The sequence below is a fragment of the Phytopseudomonas argentinensis genome (assembly GCF_900113905.1).
GTDB classification, from domain to species: domain Bacteria; phylum Pseudomonadota; class Gammaproteobacteria; order Pseudomonadales; family Pseudomonadaceae; genus Aquipseudomonas; species Aquipseudomonas argentinensis.
The window spans coordinates 618,850-633,596 of the sequence record NZ_FORC01000002.1 but is presented as its reverse complement, the minus strand read 5'-3'; the positions used below and the strand labels follow the sequence as shown (position 1 = coordinate 633,596).

12 protein-coding genes are annotated in these 14,747 nt (G+C 65.5%); 2 read left to right on the top strand and 10 right to left on the bottom strand.

Going from position 1 to position 14,747, the window contains the following annotated elements; all coding sequences use genetic code 11:
- Window positions 1-57: 57 nt before the first annotated feature.
- From BM154_RS11460 to BM154_RS11440, 7 genes are all read right to left on the bottom strand, one after another.
- The gene (locus tag BM154_RS11460) at window positions 58-909 is read right to left on the bottom strand and encodes an efflux RND transporter periplasmic adaptor subunit (RefSeq protein WP_074883478.1); all 852 of its coding nucleotides are present in this window, start codon (window positions 907-909) and stop codon (window positions 58-60) included.
- Between the two features lie 10 nt (window positions 910-919).
- Window positions 920-1,123, bottom strand: coding sequence for a DUF1656 domain-containing protein (locus BM154_RS11455; protein ID WP_074883475.1), 204 nt, complete (start codon window positions 1,121-1,123; stop codon window positions 920-922).
- Window positions 1,110-3,095: an FUSC family protein gene (locus tag BM154_RS11450; RefSeq protein WP_074883472.1), complete on the bottom strand. Its 1,986-nt coding sequence runs from the start codon at window positions 3,093-3,095 to the stop codon at window positions 1,110-1,112. The genes BM154_RS11455 and BM154_RS11450 overlap by 14 nt, the downstream gene beginning before the upstream one ends.
- Before the next feature lie 202 nt (window positions 3,096-3,297).
- Window positions 3,298-3,414, bottom strand: a complete 117-nt coding sequence (gene ccoM / locus BM154_RS24555) for a cytochrome c oxidase subunit CcoM (RefSeq protein WP_279626219.1) — start codon at window positions 3,412-3,414, stop codon at window positions 3,298-3,300.
- A 346-nt stretch (window positions 3,415-3,760) separates the two neighbouring features.
- Entirely contained in the window at window positions 3,761-3,922 is a 162-nt protein-coding gene (locus tag BM154_RS24180) for a hypothetical protein (RefSeq protein ID WP_167364680.1), read from the bottom strand.
- Window positions 3,919-4,542, bottom strand: a complete 624-nt coding sequence (locus tag BM154_RS11445; RefSeq protein ID WP_244157134.1) for an alpha-ketoglutarate-dependent dioxygenase AlkB family protein — start codon at window positions 4,540-4,542, stop codon at window positions 3,919-3,921. The genes BM154_RS24180 and BM154_RS11445 overlap by 4 nt, the downstream gene beginning before the upstream one ends.
- A gap of 5 nt (window positions 4,543-4,547) precedes the next feature.
- The gene (locus tag BM154_RS11440; protein WP_074883469.1) at window positions 4,548-4,844 is read right to left on the bottom strand and encodes an aspartate-semialdehyde dehydrogenase; all 297 of its coding nucleotides are present in this window, start codon (window positions 4,842-4,844) and stop codon (window positions 4,548-4,550) included.
- 175 nt (window positions 4,845-5,019) lie between these two features.
- On the opposite strand from BM154_RS11440, the gene rapA reads away from it, so the two are divergent.
- A complete protein-coding gene (gene rapA, locus BM154_RS11435) occupies window positions 5,020-7,863 on the top strand; it encodes an RNA polymerase-associated protein RapA (RefSeq protein ID WP_074883466.1) in 2,844 nt (947 codons plus the stop codon).
- 277 nt (window positions 7,864-8,140) lie between these two features.
- On the opposite strand, the gene BM154_RS11430 is transcribed toward rapA, so the two are convergent.
- Window positions 8,141-8,962 carry an aldo/keto reductase gene (locus BM154_RS11430; protein WP_074885299.1) on the bottom strand — a complete coding sequence of 274 codons (822 nt, stop codon included), beginning with the start codon at window positions 8,960-8,962 and terminating at the stop codon, window positions 8,141-8,143.
- Window positions 8,963-9,130: 168 nt separating this feature from the next.
- On the opposite strand from BM154_RS11430, the gene BM154_RS11425 reads away from it, so the two are divergent.
- Window positions 9,131-12,241, top strand: a complete 3,111-nt coding sequence (locus tag BM154_RS11425) for a transglycosylase domain-containing protein (RefSeq protein WP_074883464.1) — start codon at window positions 9,131-9,133, stop codon at window positions 12,239-12,241.
- A 528-nt stretch (window positions 12,242-12,769) separates the two neighbouring features.
- On the opposite strand, the gene BM154_RS11420 is transcribed toward BM154_RS11425, so the two are convergent.
- Together BM154_RS11420 and putP are read right to left on the bottom strand one after the other, a co-directional pair.
- Window positions 12,770-12,982, bottom strand: a complete 213-nt coding sequence (locus BM154_RS11420) for a VF530 family protein (RefSeq protein WP_074883461.1) — start codon at window positions 12,980-12,982, stop codon at window positions 12,770-12,772.
- A gap of 100 nt (window positions 12,983-13,082) precedes the next feature.
- Window positions 13,083-14,573 carry a sodium/proline symporter PutP gene (gene putP / locus BM154_RS11415; protein WP_074883459.1) on the bottom strand — a complete coding sequence of 497 codons (1,491 nt, stop codon included), beginning with the start codon at window positions 14,571-14,573 and terminating at the stop codon, window positions 13,083-13,085.
- Between the last annotated feature and the right edge of the window lie 174 nt (window positions 14,574-14,747).

The window sequence follows — 14,747 nt, the reverse complement described above, 5'->3', positions numbered from 1 at the left end:
CCGATATGCCTTGAAGAGATCGGGGCTAAAGCCCCTCCTACAATGACCAAACGCGCCCTACTCCACCCGCACGCTGGCGGTCATGCCGGCACTGAGCTGAACGTTTTCGGGCAGGGCATCGAGCTTGATGCGCACCGGAATACGCTGGGCCAGGCGCACCCAGTTGAAGGTCGGCTCGACGTTGGCCAGCAACTGGCCGTCGGGGCTGGCGTTACGGTCGGTGATGCCGCGGCTGATACCTTCCACCTGGCCGCGAATCTCCTGCTCGCCGCCCATCAGCCAGATCTCCACCGGCGCACCGGCCTGAATGCGTGGCAGCTTGGTTTCCTCGAAGTACGCCTGCACGTAGAACGAGGCGGTATCGACCAGGGCCATCACCGCCTGCCCAGCCGTCACGTAGTTGCCCTGGGCCAACCTCAGGTTGGTGATCTGGCCGTCGCGCGGCGCGCGCACTTCACTGCGCTCCAGATTGAGCTGGGCGATACGCAGATCAGCCTGGGCCTCGCGGTATTCGCTACGGGCCATCTCGGCGTTGATCTGCGCGTTCTCGCGCAACTCGGCGCTGATCGCCTGGCTGCCCAGACGCGCACGGCGGGAGGCTTCGTGCTCGCGCAGGCTGAGTTGCTGCCTGCGGATATCCACCACGGCCTGGGCCTTTTCCACCGCGGCCTGGTAACGGTCACGGTCGATGGTCATCAACAGGTCGCCAGCCTTGACCTGCTGGTTGTCGCGCACCTTTAGCTCGAGCACCCAGCCGGACACGTCCGGCGCGATGGTCACCACATCGGCGCGCACCCGCGCATCCCGGGTCCACGGCGAATACATGTAGTGCTGCCAGATCCAGGCGCCAGCAAAGATCGCCGCTACCACCACAGCCAGGGTAATGCCGACGCGAATGGTCGAACGCATGCTCATCTCCTCAGGTTCCCAGCAAAGCTATAACCGCCGCCAGGACGCAAACAAACAGGGCGCAGTCGAACAGGGCTTCGTGCCAGATCCACTGCGCCAGTCCAACGCGCTGCAGCCCCAGGCGCACTACGCCGGTAAGCAACAACGCCAATACCGCGTAGGCCGCCATGGGGCTCAGCAATACGCCGCCCAGCGACCATTCATGCAAGCCCATATGTATCTCCTCTGAGCTGGCACCAGTGGCGCCAGCCATTCTGCAACTGCAACAGCGCCGCTTCGGCCAGGCGCTTGTCGATACTCGGCGTGCAGGCGCGCAGGGCCTCCTGCAGTTCGGCCACCGGCGCGTTCAGCGCGTCCTCGCGGCCCGGTGCGGGGCCGCGCTCCAGGGCGTCATCGAGGCGCTGCAGAAAACGCTGCTGAGAGCGCGCCAGGCCGGCATCAGCCCTGGCCAGGCAGGCGCGCAGGTGCAGCAGCTCATCGCCCAGATCGAGGCCAGCCACGCCTTCGTCCCAGCGGCTGCGTGCCTGATCCGGGCGCGCCGGGTAATGCCGCGCCAGTTGCAGCAGGCGGTCGGCCATGCGCCCGCCAAACCAGTTTTCCGCCCGGCCCAGGTCGCGACGGGTCAGCCGGCCGAGGTCGACCAGCATGGCATGCACCAGCCGCCGGCCATGCCAAACCGGGTTGCGCAGCACGATCACGCGAAATGCCATGACCGCCACGGCCACGCCCATGAGCATGCCCGGCGCCTCGTTGAGGAAGAATTCGACGTTATAGCCGACCCCTGGTGGCGGCAGACAGAGCACGATGAAGTGCAGGCAGAACGCCGTGGACGTAGCCGCCACGGCCGGCTTGGCCATGCCCAGCACGCCAAAGAACAGCGGCACGCCGAGCACCATGCAGAGCATCACGAAACCGTCGATCTGCGGCATCAGGATCTGCCCGACGAAGAACGCCACCGGCAGCGCGTACAAAATGCCACGCAGGAACATAAGGCCGATCTGCGGCGCTGCCTCCAGCCGCGCGAACAGGCTGCACACCACGCAGGCCAGCAGCATGGCGCCGGTGGCGTGGGTCCAGCCGGTGGCCAGCCAGAAGCTTGCCAGGGTCAGGAAGGCCAGCGCGCTGCGCGAGCCATAGACCAGCGCGCTCTGCCAATCGTAGTGCCAGGACAGCGCCCGCGGCGCATCGGCCGGCGCCCTGCCCTGCTCGACGGCCAGCAGCGCACGGCTGGCATCCTCGATACGCATGAGCAGCACCGCCATGCGCTCCAGGCACAGCTGCTGCCCGCCGTTGAGCTCATCGTCCCCGGCAGCCTGACGCAAGCGCTCGATCAGCTGCGCCCGGTCGCCTGCGTCGTTCTGCAGGCGCTCGTCCACTTCCTGCAACCAGGGCGCCACGGCCTCAGCCTCGAGGCTGTTCAATTGCCGCCACTGGCGCGCCACTCCGCGGGCCAGGCGCAGCACGCCGAGCAGGTCGCGGCTGAGTACCCGCAAGGCGATGGCCCGCTGGCGACCGCGCTCGCCCTCGAACCAGGCGTGCTCGCGCTGGGCATCCACGGCGACGATACGTGACAGGGCTTCGAGCAGGCCCTTGCGCGCCTCCTCCTCGCCGGTCAGCGCCTGGCGCGCCGCCTTCAGGCCGGTCTGCCAGGCATCGCGGGCCTGCTGGGCCAGCTGGCGCTCGACCCGCTGCGGCCATAGCAATGCGCTGCTCAGGGTGGCGCAGACGATGCCCAGGCAGATTTCCGTGGAACGGGCGATGGCTTCGTCGAAGATCACCTGGGGCTTGCCGATGGCCGGCAAACCGATGATCGCCACCGTATAGCCGGCCAGCACGAAAGCGTAGGACCAGGCGCTGCGCAGCATGGTCGAGGCCGCCGTGCACAGGCCCAGCCACAGGGCGAAGGCCAGCACGAACAGCAGCGGCATCTGCGCGAACAGTGCCATCATCACCACCGCCATGAAGGTGCCGACCAGGGTACCCAACAGGCGCGCCAGGCCCTTCTGCACCACCATGCCGGAGAGCGGCTGGGCGACGATAAAGGCGGTCATCAGGGCCCACTGCGGCTGCTCGAGGCCCAGGCGCAGGGCGAGCCAGAGCGCCAGACCGCCGCCTAGCAGGGTCTTGATCGCAAATTGCAGGGCTTGGGTGCTCGGCGCAATGAACGCCAGCAAGGAATCACGCACGGTGGTTACCTGAAAGGGTCTCAGCTCTGAACATAGCCCTAGCCAAAGGGTTCCGCCTCCGTGCAGGACGCGAATTATTAGCTAGCTAAGCATGTACTATCCAGAGCAGGCGCGGCGTTCAGATCATCCGTGCGCAAACGCAGGACGAAAAAAAGGGCGACCGAAGTCGCCCCAATGCCTTGCGTGCTCGTGAATCCGGATATCACAGCGGCTTTTTCTTGCTCGCATCCTTCCAGACGAAATAGGTGAACCCGACGCCAAACACAATCATCAATCCAACGGTGCCGATACCGGCCAGAACCACTACATCTAGGAACATGCTGCCTCCTTGCATCCGTTGTTGCTCGGGTATGGGGCTACGTTAACAGCCAGGCGCCGCCGGCCATTGATCCAGGTCAACTGCCAGGCACGCGCGAGCCCCAACGCCAGACAGCGGCTGATCTGCATCAATTTGGACAGGTGTGGGGCAGTGCAAACAGATACGCTGCAATGCGGTGAGCAGAGCGTTCTATTGGTGGAGCGGTTTTCAGCCGAGAGCCCTTTGCACCTCAAAGCTTGCGGCTGAAGCGGATCGCCGCCGGCCCCTCCCACGATCGCGACCGGGTCGCTACGCTACTTTGCAGCCAGCATCGATGAAATCCGGCTCGAGGATGCTGAGCAGGTTCCTATCGTTTCTTCGGTTTGCTCTTGGGCTTCTTCTTGCCTTTGGGCAGTGGTAGCGCCTGTTCGAAGGCGTTACGCATCTCCTCGAGCTTCCTGTCGCGCAGGTCGTGGATGCGCTTGTCGCGCTCTGCGGCGAAGTCGATCAGTTTCACATCATTGCTCATAGCGGCGTCCGGATCAGACGAAACGTCAGGTTCAGGCGAGGGGCACAGGGCTTGCGCGTCTTGGCCACCTGGTGCTGCCAATGATGCTGCGTCTGGCCGCTCATGACCAGTAGCGAGCCGTGCTCCAGCTGCAGCGAGTGCTCGATGCGCGTGGTGCCCTTGCGACGCAGGTCGAAGCGCCGCACGCCGCCCAGGCTCAGGGATGCCACCAGCGGCTCGGCGCCCAGCTCGCGTTCGTCGTCGCTGTGCCAGCCCATGGAGTCCTGGCCATCGCGGTAGTAGTTGAGCAGCGCGCCATTGAGCGGCTGGCCCAAGGTATTGACCAGGCGCTGGCGGATCTCGCCGAGCAGCGGCGTCCAGGGCAGCGGCTGGTGGGTCATGCCGGAGTAGCGGTAGCGCGCCTCGGGGTCGCCATACCAGGCCACCAGACGTGGCACCGGCAACTGGCGACCAAACAGCACCACCTCGGGTTGCTGCCAGGGCGTCTCTTCGACCAGGCGATGCAGCCAATCATCGGCCGTGGCGCCGTCGAGCCAGTCGGGTAGATAAGTGAGTTGGGCATCGGCGAGTTGCAATGCACCGCCATCGAACAGCCCGCCCTGAGTGCCAGGAGCATCCACGCGGGTCAAACCTCGACGTCTACCCAGAGGCCCTGGCGGGGCAACTGGTCGATGGCCGGCTCATCGGCCTCGTCGACTTCGCCCTCGGCCAACTCCGCCGCGGTGTAGCCACGTCGCTGCCGGCGGCGCTGCTCTTCGCGCAGGCGCTCGGCCACTTCGTCGGGATGGCGCTTGTCCAGGCCGACCGAATCTTCCTGAGCCGTTTCGGCGGTCGCCGTCACCGGCGCGATATCCGGGCGCGGCTTGACCACGTCCTGCTGGGCGGTGACGGGAATCAGGCTATGAGGAATCGGCGGCAGCATGGAGAACCTCCCTTTGCAGCCTTATCGGCCATACGGCGGGCGACTTTATGGCTGCGTTACTACACTGTCTGACCGGGCGAGCGTCGGTAAGTGCCAAATCGGCCGTGATGCACCTTTGGTCAAACCTGGCACTGCGGTAACATAGCCGGCTTTTTCACAGGTGGAGACAGGCAGCATGGCGGAGTATCAACCGGGGCAACGCTGGATCAGCGACAGCGAAGCGGAACTGGGCTTGGGCACCATCCTCATGCAGGACGGCCGCATGCTCACCGTGCTCTACCCCGCCACCGGCGAAACCCGCCAGTACGCGGCTCGCAATGCGCCGCTGACCCGCGTGCGTTTCTCGCCGGGCGACGAGATCACCCACTTCGAAGGCTGGAAGCTGACCGTACGCGAAGTCGACGACGTCGATGGCCTGCTGGTCTATCACGGCCTCGACGCCAAGAACCAGGCCGTCACCCTGCCGGAAACCCAGCTGTCCAACTTCATCCAGTTCCGCCTGGCCAGCGACCGCCTGTTCGCCGGGCAGATCGACCCGCTGCCGTGGTTCTCCCTGCGCTACCGCACCCTGGAGTTCACCAGCAAGCAGGTGCAGTCCCAGCTGTGGGGCCTGGGTGGCGTGCGTGCGCAACCCATCGCGCACCAGTTGCACATCGCCCGTGAAGTGGCCGACCGTATCGCCCCGCGCGTACTGCTGGCCGACGAAGTGGGCCTGGGCAAGACCATCGAAGCGGGCCTGGTGATCCATCGCCAGCTGCTCTCCGGGCGCGCCAGCCGCGTGCTGATCCTGGTGCCGGAAAACCTGCAGCACCAGTGGCTGGTGGAAATGCGCCGGCGCTTCAACCTGGAAGTCGCGCTGTTCGACGCCGAGCGCTTTATCGAGAGCGACGCCAGCAACCCGTTCGAGGACGCACAACTGGCGCTGGTTGCGCTGGAGTGGCTGTGCGAGGACGAAAAGGCCCAGGACGCGCTGTTCGCCGCTGGCTGGGACCTGATGGTGGTCGACGAAGCCCACCACCTGGTCTGGCACCCGGAAAAAGCCAGCCGCGAGTACAGCCTGGTCGAGCAACTGGCCGAAGTCATCCCTGGCGTGCTGCTGCTCACCGCCACCCCGGAACAGCTCGGCCAGGACAGCCACTTCGCGCGCCTGCGCCTGCTCGACCCGAATCGTTTCCATGACCTGGATGCCTTCCGCGCCGAAAGCGCCAGCTACAAACCGGTGGCCGAGGCGGTACAGGAGCTGCTCGACCAGGGCCAGCTCAGCGCCCAGGCCCGCGATGCCATCGGTAGCTTCCTCGGCGATGAAAGCCGCCAATTGCTGGATGCCGCCGACGGTGGCGACACCGACGCCCGCGCCCGCCTGGTACGCGAGCTGCTCGACCGTCATGGCACCGGCCGCCTGCTGTTCCGCAACACCCGCGCCGCGGTCCAGGGCTTCCCGGAGCGCGAGCTGCACCCCTACCCGTTGCCGAGCCCGGACGAGTACATGGAACTGCCGCTCGGCGAGCACGCCGAGCTGTACCCGGAAGTCAGCTACCAGGGCCAGGCCGACATCGAGGAAGACCAGCGCTGGTGGCGCTTCGACCCGCGCGTCGAGTGGCTGATCGACACCCTGAAGATGCTCAAGAAATTCAAGGTGCTGGTGATCTGCGCCCACGCCGAAACCGCCATGGATCTGGAGGACGCCCTGCGCGTGCGCTCCGGCATCCCGGCCACCGTCTTCCACGAGGGCATGAGCATCCTCGAGCGCGACCGCGCCGCGGCCTACTTCGCCGATGAGGAGTTCGGCGCCCAGGTGCTGATCTGTTCGGAAATCGGCTCCGAAGGCCGCAACTTCCAGTTCGCCCACCACCTGGTGCTGTTCGACCTGCCGGCCCACCCGGACCTGCTCGAGCAGCGTATCGGCCGCCTCGACCGCATCGGCCAGAAGCACAAGATCCAGTTGCACGTGCCGTACATGGAGAACAGCCCCCAGGAGCGCCTGTTCCAGTGGTACCACCAGGCATTGAATGCCTTCCTGGCCACCTGCCCGACCGGCAACGCCCTGCAGCACCAGTTTGGCAGCCGCCTGCTGCCGATGCTGGAAAACGCCGACGACGGCCAGTGGCAAGCGCTGATCGACGAAGCCACCAACGAGCGCAAGCGCCTGGAAGGCGACCTGCACGCCGGTCGCGACCGCCTGCTGGAACTCAACTCCGGCGGTGCCGGTGAAGGCGAGGCGCTGGTCGAGGCGATCCTCGAGCAGGACGACCAGTTCGCCCTGCCGATGTACATGGAGCAGCTGTTCGACGCTTTTGGCATCGACAGCGAAGACCATTCCGACAATGCCCTGATCCTGCGCCCCAGCGAGAAGATGCTCGATGCCAGCTTCCCACTCGGCGACGACGAAGGCGTGACCATCACCTACGACCGCGACCTGGCCCTGTCCCGCGAAGACATGCAGTTCCTGACCTGGGAACACCCCATGGTGCAGGGCGGCATGGACCTGGTGCGCTCAGGTTCGATGGGCAATACCTCGGTGGCGCTGATCAAGAACAAGGCGCTCAAGCCTGGCACCGTGCTGCTCGAGCTGCTGTACGTCAGCGAGGTGGTGGCGCCGCGCAAACTGCAGCTGGGCCGCTACCTGCCCCCTGCCGCCCTGCGCTGCCTGCTCGACGGCAACGGCAACGACCTGGCCTCCAAGGTGTCCTTCGATACCCTCAACGACCAGCTCGAAGCGGTGCCGCGCGCCAGCGCCAACAAGTTCGTGCAGGCCCAGCGTGATGCGCTGACGCCGAAGATCGCCGCCGGGGAGGCCAAGGTCTCACCGCGCCATGTCGAGCGCGTCAGCGAAGCCAAACGCCGCCTGGCCGCCGAACTGGACGAAGAACTGGCCCGCCTGACCGCGCTGCAAGCGGTCAACCCAAGCGTGCGCGACAGCGAACTGGAGGCCCTGCGCGAGCAGCGCGAGCAAGGCCTGGCCATGCTCGACAAGGCTGCCCTGCGCCTGGAAGCCATACGGGTGCTGGTCGCGGGTTGAGGTAAGCCGGCGGCCCCGCCAATCCATTGATGGGTTTCACCTACGCGGCCCGGCCCATCCTACGAGGCTGAGTCTGCAGGATGGGTGCAACCCATCAAATGGCGTCAGCCTCACCGGCCCCCTCATGGGTTCTTCCCAAGCGGCTTTGTGAGGTCAGACGTGGACGCCTAGTCCATGCCCGCGAAGCCATCGCGCGCATGGCGCGCTCCCACACAAGTGCCACCTGGCACGGCTCCCAAGCGACCACAAGCGTGAGCGCGCGGCCTTGCGCGCTCTTCTATACCATCTGCAACCGCTGCTTGCGCGTCGGCGCCGGGTAGGCGCTGTCGATCGCCTGCAGGTCGTCAGCGCTGAGCTGCAGCTCGGCGGCCGCGGCGTTCTCGGCCAGGTGCCGCGGGTCACTGGCCTTGGGAATCACCAGCACGTTGGGCTGGCGTAGCGCCCAGGCCAGGGCGACCTGGGCGGTGCTCACGCCATGCTGCTGGGCCACCTGTCGCAGTGCCGCATCGGCTAGCAGCGCACCGCCCTGCCCCAGTGGGCAGTAGGCCATCAACGGCATGTTCTGGCACTGCTGCCAGGGCAACAGGTCGAACTCCACACCACGCTCCTCGGGGTTGTAGAGCACCTGATTGGTCGCACAGGCCGGCTCGCCGAGTTCTTGCAGATCGTCCAGATCGAAATTGGACACGCCCCAGCGGCCGATCTTGCCCTGCTCACGCAGGCGCTCGAAGGCTTCGACCGTTTCGTCCAGCGGGTGCTGGCCGCGCCAGTGCAGCAGATAGAGGTCGAGGTATTCGGTGCCGAGGCGTTGCAAGCTGCGCTCACAAGCCGCCACCGCGCCACTGCGGCTGGCGTTGTGCGGGTAGACCTTGCTGACCAGAAACACCTGATCACGCTTGCCGCTGATCGCCTCGCCAACGACCACTTCGGCGCCGCCTTCGCCGTACATCTCGGCGGTATCGATCAGCCGCAAGCCGCGCTCGATACCTTCACGCAGCGCAGCGACTTCCCCTTTGCGCCGATCGCGGTTTTCCCCCATGCGCCAGGTGCCCTGGCCTATCACCGGCACCTGAACGCCGGCCAATTCGAGTGTGCGCATCATGCTTCCTCCAGTGACTGCATCCTGACCCGCGCCTATAGCTCAGGTTCAAGCCAATGATCCAAACCTAGGCATATGTAAAGACTGGCTTTTTTTGACCGATCGGTCGGACAGTGCGCCACGCAGCGACTACGCTGCATGGAAAGGACAAGCCAGGGCCAGTTGAAGATGGGCGCACTATGGCGATCCGACCCCGCACCGCCTGCCCGCGAACATAAAGTCGCGACCGCGGTGCCGCGCAAATCTCGGCCCGGCAGGCATCGCGTGCGCTGGGTGGTGGGCTCGATGCTGCTGCTCGGGCTCATTGGCGTCACCGGGTTTGCGGTGTTCGAACTGCGCACCGCCCATTTCCAATCGGCCGAGCTGAGCCGCTATGCCGCCACGCTCACCTATGAGGTCAAGGACGGCCCCAGCGATGCCATCGTCTATCCCGGTAATGGCCCCTTCGATCAACGCCAGGGCTACAGTCGTCTGCCGAGCTTTATCGAGCGCCTGCAGGGCCGCGGCTTCGAGGTGCTGCAGCAGGCCCGTTTCTCCGCAGCGCTGAGCGACTACGCCGAGCGCGGCTTTTTCCCGCCCTATGCCGAGAAGGCGCAGACCGGCGTGAACATCGAGGATTGCCGCGGCACGCCCTTCTACACCGTGCGCAACCCACGTCAGCGCTACAGCGACTTCGCCGCGATTCCGCCGCTGGTGGTCGGCAGCCTGCTGTTCATCGAGGATCGCCAGCTGCTTGCCGCCGAGCCGGCCGAAGCCAACCCGGCGGTGGACTGGCCGCGTTTCGTCAAGGCGGCGCTTTCCCAGGTGGGCAAGTACGTCGGCATGCAGGATCAGTCCGCCGGCGGCAGCACCCTGGCCACTCAGCTGGAGAAATACCGTCACTCGCCGGACGGCATCACCCATGCGCCGGTCGAAAAACTGCGGCAGATGATCTCCGCCAGCGTGCGTGCCTATCAGGGCGGGCCGCAGACCCTCGACGCCCGCCAGAACATCGTGCGCGACTACCTCAACAGCGTGCCGCTTTCGGCCGCCCCTGGCCATGGCGAGGTGCACGGCCTGGCCGACGGCCTGCGCATCTGGTTCGGCGTGGATTTCGTCACCACCAACCGCCTGCTCAGCACCGAGCAGGCCGACGATGCCAACCTGGCCGAACGCGGCCTGGCTCTGCGCCAGGTGCTGTCGCTGATGATCGCCCAGCGCAGGCCGTCGTATTACCTGGCCCAGGGCCGGGCGGAACTGGCCGCGCTGGTGGACAGCCACCTGCGCCTGCTGGCCGATGGTGGCGTGCTGGACAGCCGGCTGCGTGATGTGGCCCTGGCCCAGCAGGTGACCTATCGCGACTGGCAGACCGACCCCAACCTGCAGCGTATCGACAGCGACAAGGGCATCAGCATGGCGCGGGCACGACTGGCCGGGCTGCTCAACCTGTCCTACTACGAACTCGACAGGCTCGACCTGGAAGCGCGCTCGAGCCTGAATTCGGACCTGCAGCAACAGGTCAGCCTGTACCTCGAACAACTCGCCGACCCGGCCTTCGCCGAAGGCGTCGGCCTGTTCGGCGACCGCTTGCTGTCGCCCAGCAAGACCGGTGACGTGCGCTACAGCTTCACCCTGTTCGAACGTACGGCCAATGGCAACCAGGTGCGCGTGCAGACCGACAACACCCACCAGCCCTTCGACATCAACGAGAGCAGCAAGCTGGAACTGGGCTCCACCGCCAAGCTGCGGGTGATGGCCACCTACCTGGAAGTGATCGCCGAACTGCATGGCCGGCTCGCCGGCATGAGCCCGACGCAGCTGCGCAGCCAGGAGGTGGCCGACCAGGACCTGCTCAGCCGTTGGGCCATCGACTACCTGCTGAGCAACCCGGGTGCCAACCTCACCCCCATGCTCGGTGCTGCACTGGAGCGTCGCTACTCGGCCAGCCCGGCGGAACGCTTCTTCACCGGCGGTGGCCTGCATACCTTCGGCAACTTCCGCAATGAGGACAATGGCCGGCGCCCGACCCTGCGCGAGTCACTACGCGAATCGATCAACCTGCCCTTCGTGCGCCTGATGCGCGACTTGGTGCGCTACAGCACCTACCAGGCGCCGGGCAACAGCGCTGCCCTGCTCAAGGACGACAAGGACCCGCGACGCCAGGAGTACCTGAGCCGCTTCGCCGACCGCGAGGGCACCACCTTCATGCTGCGCTTCTGGCGCAAGTACCAGGGCCAGTCTGCCCAGGAGCGTCTGTACACCTTTATCGGTGGCCTGCGCCTGACCGACACGCGCCTGGCGGCGGTGCACCGCTACCTGATGCCCGGGGTGGATCAGGCGACCTTCGCCAATTTCATCCGCGCGCACCTGCCCGGTGTACGGATCAACGACAAGCGTATCGACGAGCTCTACCGACGCTATGGCCCGGGCGCCTTCAGCCTGCCGGACCAGGGCTATATCGCCCGCGTGCACCCGCTTGAGCTGTGGCTGCTGAAATACCTGATCGACCACCCGCAGGCCTCCTTCAACGACGCGGTCACCGCCAGCGCCGAGCAGCGCCAGGAGGTCTACGGCTGGCTGTTCAAGAGCCGCCACAAGAGCGCCCGCGACAGCCGCATTCGCATCATGCTGGAGGTCGAGGCCTTTCTGGATATTCACCAGCGCTGGCAGAACCTGGGCTACCCCTTCGAGTACCTGGTACCTTCTCTGGCCACCGCCCTGGGCAGCTCAGGGGATCGCCCTGCGGCCCTGGCCGAGCTGATCGGCATCATCCAGAACGACGGCATCCGCCTGCCCACGGTGCGCATCGACAGCCTGCACTTCGCCGAGGACACGCCTTACGATACACGCCTGGGGCATGTGCTCGAGGCCGGCAAGCGGGTGATGGCCCCGGAGGTCGCCGCAGCGCTGCGCGAAGCCTTGTCACAGGTAGTGGATGGCGGTACCGCGCGGCGCTTGCAGGGCGCCTTCACCCTGGCCGATGGCAGCCCGCTGGTCCTCGGCGGCAAGACCGGCACCGGCGACAACCGCATGACCAGCGTGGGCCGCGGCGGCCAGGTGATCAGCTCGCGGGTACAGAACCGCACCGCTACCTTCGTGTTCTTCCTCGGCCCGGATCATTTCGGCACCCTCACCGCCTTCGTACCCGGCCGCGCGGCGGAGAACTTCCGTTTCACCTCGGCGCTGCCGGTGCAGGTGCTCAAGGGCATGCAGCCGATCCTGGCGCCCTACCTGCAAACCGGCGCACGCACACAATGTGCGCCGCCACCGCAGCAGCAGACGGCGCAATTGGTGCGCTAGAGGCGGCTTCGATATAGGCTGGCCACTATGGCACGAGCAGCCGGTCGACCGCTTTGGCTTTCGGTGCTCCTCATGCCGAAAAATTAGCAGGCGACAGCAATCGCCCCTTCAGGAGGCCAAGCGGAATCGTTGCGGAGAGGGCCGAGCGGGCAGCCTTGAGCGACATGGATGTCGCGAGAGCCGCGATGGGCCAAGGATGGCCCTTCGTGGGGGGCCGCCTAGGTCGGGCCCTCGGAGCAACGATGTAGCGAGGGAACCCCGGCGAAGCCGGGGCCGGATGTCGGGGCTAGACCTTTTGGTTTCTTTTGGCGGGGCCGGCCATCCGGGCGATGCCAAAAGAAACCCGCTCGATAGAGCGGAACCGAACGTATGAACAACGCAACAACGCTGGCAAACCACAGCTCACGCATCACGTATGGAACGTAAAGAGCTCGCGGCTAAAGCGGATCGCCGCCGGGCCCCTCCTACGAGTTACGCGCACGCCCGCTTCTGCCTTATGCGCATCTCTCTAACTACCACCAATAATCGCTAGCGCTTCTGCCTCAGATACAACGCCTCGACCTTCTCCCGCGCCCAGGGCGTCTTGCGCAGGAAGGTCAGGCTGGACTTGATGCTCGGGTCGCTCTTGAAGCAGCGGATATCGATACGCTGGGCCAGGCCGTCCCAGCCCAGCTGCTCGACCAGCTCGGTCAGGATGGCCTGGAGGGTAATGCCGTGCAGCGGGTCTTTGGAGGGGGTCATGGCGGGTTCCTGATGGCTGGGCGACAAGCTTACCAGCAGGCGCCAATGAAAAGGCCCGGACACTGTCCGGGCCTTCGCTCAACACACTACGCAGGTGCGATCAGAGATGCGCGTCCTGGTACTCCTTCTCGGCTTCGTCGAAGCGCTTGACCATCGCCGGCGAGGCCGGGCTACCTATCTTGCTGAACACCACGATGGCCAGGGTAGCGAGGATGAAGCCCGGAATGATCTCGTACAGACCCAGACCGATAAAGTTCTTCCACAGCACCACGGTGGCCGCACCGACCACCATGCCGGCCAGGGCGCCGTTGCGGGTCATGCCCTTCCAGACCAGCGACAGGATCACCACCGGGCCGAAGGCCGCGCCGAAGCCCGCCCAGGCGTAGGACACCAGGCCCAGTACCTTGCTGTCCGGGTTGGAGGCGATGGCGATGGCGACGATGGCGATCAGCAGCACCATCAGACGGCCGACCCACACCAGTTCCTTCTCGCTCGCGCCCTTGCGCAGGAAGGCCTTGTAGAAGTCTTCGGTCAGGGCGCTGGAGCACACCAGCAACTGGCAGCTCAGGGTGCTCATCACCGCGGCCAGAATGGCCGACAGCACGATACCGGCAACCCAGGGGTTGAAGAGGATCTTGGTCAGTTCGATGAACACGCGTTCGCTGTTATCGCTGACCGGGCCGGCCAGGGCCGGGTTGTTGGCGAAGTAGGCGATGCCGAAGAAACCGACCGCCACGGCGCCGCCCAGGCACAGAACCATCCAGATCATGCCGATACGGCGTGCGGCCGGAATCGACTTGACCGAATCGGCCGCCATGAAGCGCACCAGGATGTGCGGCTGGCCGAAGTAGCCCAGGCCCCAGGCCAGCAACGACACGATGGCGACGAAGGACAGGCCACGGAACATGTCGAAGTTGGCCGGGTTGGCCTGCTCGATGGTGGTCATCGCCGCATCGAAATCGCCCAGGGAGAGAATCACGAACACCGGGGTGATCAGCAGCGCGAAGATCATCATGGTGGCCTGCACGGTGTCGGTCCAGCTCACCGCGAGGAAGCCGCCGACGAAGACGTAGGCGATGGTCGCCGCCGCGCCGACCCACAGGGCCACGTCGTAGCTCAGGCCGAAGGTGGATTCGAACAGGCGCGCACCGGCCACCACGCCAGAGGCGCAGTAGATGGTGAAGAACACCAGAATCACCAGCGCCGAGAAGATGCGCAGCAGCTTGCTGTTGTCTTCGAAGCGGTGGGTGAAGAAGTCAGGCAGGGTCAACGCGTTGTTGTTGTGCTCGGTGTGCACCCGCAGGCGACCGGCGACAAACAGCCAGTTCATCCAGGCGCCGAGGATCAGGCCGATGGCGATCCAGCTCTCCGAGATACCGGCGATGAAGATCGCGCCCGGCAAGCCCATCAGCAGCCAGCCGCTCATGTCGGAGGCACCGGCGGAAAGCGCGGTGACGAAGCTACCGAGGCTGCGGCCGCCGAGGATGTAGTCGGAGAAGTTCTTGGTCGCACGGTAGGCAATGAAGCCGATCAGCACCATGGCCAGGATATAGACCACGAAGGTGACCAGCATGGGAGTACTTGCAGTCATTGGGGAAAGCCCCTCTCGTTTGTTTTTATTCGAACCGGGATTTCCGATCCAGTTGGCACATCACGACCATCAATCTCGGTCGTGCTCCAGGTACGCCGCTCTATGGTGGCGTTACCGATTCGGGACATCAGCCCCCAATAGCAAAACGGGCAGAAATCTCATCGATTCCCACCC

Bases quoted from the DNA above. Each gene is read 5' to 3' on its own strand.
- rapA (WP_074883466.1), top strand. From the start codon at position 5,020: ATGGCGGAGTATCAACCGGGGCAACGCTGGATCAGCGACAGCGAAGCG.
- BM154_RS11430 (WP_074885299.1), bottom strand. From the start codon at position 8,962: ATGCGCACACTCGAATTGGCCGGCGTTCAGGTGCCGGTGATAGGCCAG.
- BM154_RS24180 (WP_167364680.1), bottom strand. From the start codon at position 3,922: ATGAGCAATGATGTGAAACTGATCGACTTCGCCGCAGAGCGCGACAAG.
- ccoM (WP_279626219.1), bottom strand. From the start codon at position 3,414: ATGTTCCTAGATGTAGTGGTTCTGGCCGGTATCGGCACCGTTGGATTG.
- BM154_RS11460 (WP_074883478.1), bottom strand. From the start codon at position 909: ATGCGTTCGACCATTCGCGTCGGCATTACCCTGGCTGTGGTGGTAGCG.
- putP (WP_074883459.1), bottom strand. From the start codon at position 14,573: ATGACTGCAAGTACTCCCATGCTGGTCACCTTCGTGGTCTATATCCTG.
- BM154_RS11420 (WP_074883461.1), bottom strand. From the start codon at position 12,982: ATGACCCCCTCCAAAGACCCGCTGCACGGCATTACCCTCCAGGCCATC.
- BM154_RS11425 (WP_074883464.1), top strand. From the start codon at position 9,131: ATGGGCGCACTATGGCGATCCGACCCCGCACCGCCTGCCCGCGAACAT.
- BM154_RS11440 (WP_074883469.1), bottom strand. From the start codon at position 4,844: ATGCTGCCGCCGATTCCTCATAGCCTGATTCCCGTCACCGCCCAGCAG.
- BM154_RS11455 (WP_074883475.1), bottom strand. From the start codon at position 1,123: ATGGGCTTGCATGAATGGTCGCTGGGCGGCGTATTGCTGAGCCCCATG.